The sequence below is a fragment of the Mesorhizobium sp. M7A.F.Ca.MR.176.00.0.0 genome, from assembly GCF_004023165.1.
Taxonomy (GTDB): Bacteria; Pseudomonadota; Alphaproteobacteria; order Rhizobiales; family Rhizobiaceae; genus Mesorhizobium.
Genome location: NZ_RZTC01000239.1, coordinates 1 through 2,734, shown reverse-complemented (window position 1 = coordinate 2,734; position 2,734 = coordinate 1). Strand labels below are relative to the sequence as shown.

2 protein-coding genes and 2 pseudogenes are annotated in these 2,734 nt (G+C 60.9%); all 4 read right to left on the bottom strand.

Features of this window, described 5'->3' with window-relative positions; genetic code table 11:
- A pseudogene (locus tag EOB59_RS34280) lies at positions 1-420 on the bottom strand (lipoyl synthase); the annotation flags it as partial.
- 137 nt (positions 421-557) lie between these two features.
- Positions 558-815 carry a GlsB/YeaQ/YmgE family stress response membrane protein gene (locus EOB59_RS34275; RefSeq protein ID WP_127397206.1) on the bottom strand — a complete coding sequence of 86 codons (258 nt, stop codon included), beginning with the start codon at positions 813-815 and terminating at the stop codon, positions 558-560.
- A gap of 89 nt (positions 816-904) precedes the next feature.
- The gene (gene lpdA, locus EOB59_RS34270; protein ID WP_127397207.1) at positions 905-2,350 is read right to left on the bottom strand and encodes a dihydrolipoyl dehydrogenase; all 1,446 of its coding nucleotides are present in this window, start codon (positions 2,348-2,350) and stop codon (positions 905-907) included.
- 222 nt (positions 2,351-2,572) lie between these two features.
- Positions 2,573-2,734: pseudogene (locus EOB59_RS37065) on the bottom strand (arylesterase); the annotation flags it as partial.

The window sequence follows — 2,734 nt, the reverse complement described above, 5'->3', positions numbered from 1 at the left end:
ATGCTGCGCACCGCCATCGGCGAGATCGTCGCGGTCGACCGAGGTGATGACGACATGGGTAAGGCCCATCTGCTTGACCGCATGCGCGACACGGGCCGGCTCATCCGGGTCAAGCGCGGTTGGAATGCCCGTGGCGACGTTGCAGAAGGCGCAGGCGCGGGTGCAGATCTCGCCCATGATCATGAAGGTGGCGTGCTTCTTTTCCCAGCATTCGCCGATGTTGGGGCAGCCGGCCTCTTCGCAGACCGTCACCAGCTTGTGCGATTTGACGATTTCGCGCGTTTCGGCATAGCCCTTCGACACCGGCGCCTTGACGCGGATCCAGTCGGGCTTGCGCAGCACATCCTGATCAGGCTTGTGCGCCTTTTCCGGATGCCGCAAGCGCGGGGCGTTGGCGATCGTATCGAGGACAGTGACCATCGGGAAACCTGGTTCATTCGCGACGCCAGTCAGGCGTTCGCTGTCATAACGTCATCTAGGACTTTTCAACGCAAAGAAAAAGGCCGCCGCGGCGCATGCCGCAACAGCCTTTTTCGCATGGCGCCTCTTCAGTGATGCTAACGGCGCACAAGACGCCCGGCCCAGATCAGCAGGCAGGCACCGATAAAGCCGGTGATGAGATAGGCAATCCAGCCGACGCCGAACGGGCCAAAATTGAGAGCCTGCAGAATGGCGTTCAGCACGACCGCGCCGACGATGCCCATAACGATGTTCATGAAGATGCCGGTGTCGCTCTTCATGAACATTTCGGCGAGCCAGCCTGCCAGGCCGCCGATGATGATGGCTGCTATCCAGCCGACGCCATTCAGGTGCATATGCCTTCTCCTTGTGTGATGCGTGAAAACGCATCCGCAAACGAAGTACCTTGCCGCCGGGTTCCATCTGTAGCAGCGCTTTCAATCTATCAGGCGTTGAGCGCGCGGCCATAGGCGTCGAGCACGCTTTCCTTCATCATCTCCGACAGCGTCGGGTGCGGGAAGATGGTGTGCATCAGCTCTTCCTCGGTCGTCTCCAGGTTCATCGCCACGACAAAGCCCTGGATCAGTTCGGTCACTTCGGCACCGACCATGTGGGCGCCGAGCAATTGACCGGTCTTCTTGTCGAAGATGGTCTTGATGAAACCCTGATCCTCGCCGAGCGCAATGGCCTTGCCATTGGCGGCGAACTGGAAGCGCCCGACGCGGATGTCCTTGCCCTCGGCCTTGGCCTTGGCTTCCGTCAGGCCAACCGAGGCGACCTGCGGATTGCAGTAGGTGCAGCCCGGAATCTTCAGCTTGTCGGTGGCATGCACGCCAGGAAAATCAGCGATCTTCTCGATGCACACGACCCCCTCATGTTCGGCCTTGTGGGCGAGCATCGGCGGGCCGGCGACATCGCCGATGGCGTAGATGCCCGGCACATTGGTCTTGCCGTAGCCGTCGATGACGATGCAGCCGCGCTCGGTCTTCACGCCTAGCGCCTCAAGCCTGAGGCCCTCGATGTTGCCCTGGACGCCGACGGCCGAGATCATGCGATCGGCGGTGATCTTCTCGACCTTGCCGTCCTTCATCTCGACATGCGCCGTGACCGAATTGGGACCCTTCTCGACCTTGGTCACCTTGGCTTCGAGGATGATCTTCATGCCTTGCTTCTCGAACTGCTTCTGCGCGAATTTCGAGACTTCGGCATCCTCGACCGGCATCACCGCCGGCAGCAGCTCGACCACCGTCACCTCGGCGCCCATGGTCCGGTAGAAGGAGGCGAATTCGATGCCGATGGCGCCTGATCCCATGACCAGCAGCGACTTCGGCATCTCCTTCGGCACCATGGCCTCGAAATAGGTCCAGATCAGCTTTCCGTCCGGCTCGATGCCGGGCAGCGCGCGTGGTCGCGCGCCGGTCGCCAGGATGATGTGCTTGGCGGTGTAGGTGCCCTCGCCCTTGACGCCTTTCGGCACCGGCGGCTGCGGCTCCATCGGCTTCTTGGCCGTCTTGGACACGACGATTTCGCCCGGCTTCGAAAGCTTGGCCTCGCCCCAGATGACGTCGACCTTGTTCTTCTTCATCAGGAAGGCAACGCCGCCATTCAACCGCAGCGAGACCTTTCGCGAGCGATCGACCACGGCCGCTGTATCGACGCTGACTTTGCCGTCGAGCTTCAACCCGTAATCCTTCAGGTGATCCGAATAGTGCATGATCTCGGCCGAACGCAGCAGCGCCTTGGTCGGGATGCAGCCCCAGTTAAGGCAAATGCCGCCGAGATGCTCGCGCTCGACGATCGCCGTCTTGAAGCCGAGTTGCGCGGAACGCACCGCGGTGACATAGCCGCCAGGGCCGGAGCCGATGATGATGACGTCGTAGGATTCAGACATTTTATGGTCCTTATTGAAGCGAGGCTTCACCGAAAGAAGGTTTTGGTATCGACCATGGCTCTTGCTTCAGCATTGGAGGCCTGAAAGCGGGCTCATGCATCAATACCGAAAGGGCATCGGAAACCCAGAGCCCTAGAAGCGCGTAGCCTGCAAGAAGCCGACTTCGGCGGCCTTGCCAATGCACAGCCAACCAGATGCCGATGATCAGAAATGCATCGACTATCATGTCGCTAACATCACACGCACCAGCGGCGCCAGCGCCTTGCCGATGTTTCGCGTGTTTTCGGCGTCGAGATGGACGCCGTCGAGAGGGGTGGTTTGCGCCACGCTGCCGGCGTCGAAGAAGCCACAGCCGGCTTCGTCGGCGAGCGCGGCATATTGCGG

What these genes read in the sequence shown, in the direction of transcription:
- EOB59_RS34275 (WP_127397206.1), bottom strand. Translation starts at nt 815, where the DNA reads ATGCACCTGAATGGCGTCGGCTGGATAGCAGCCATCATCATCGGCGGC.
- lpdA (WP_127397207.1), bottom strand. Translation starts at nt 2,350, where the DNA reads ATGTCTGAATCCTACGACGTCATCATCATCGGCTCCGGCCCTGGCGGC.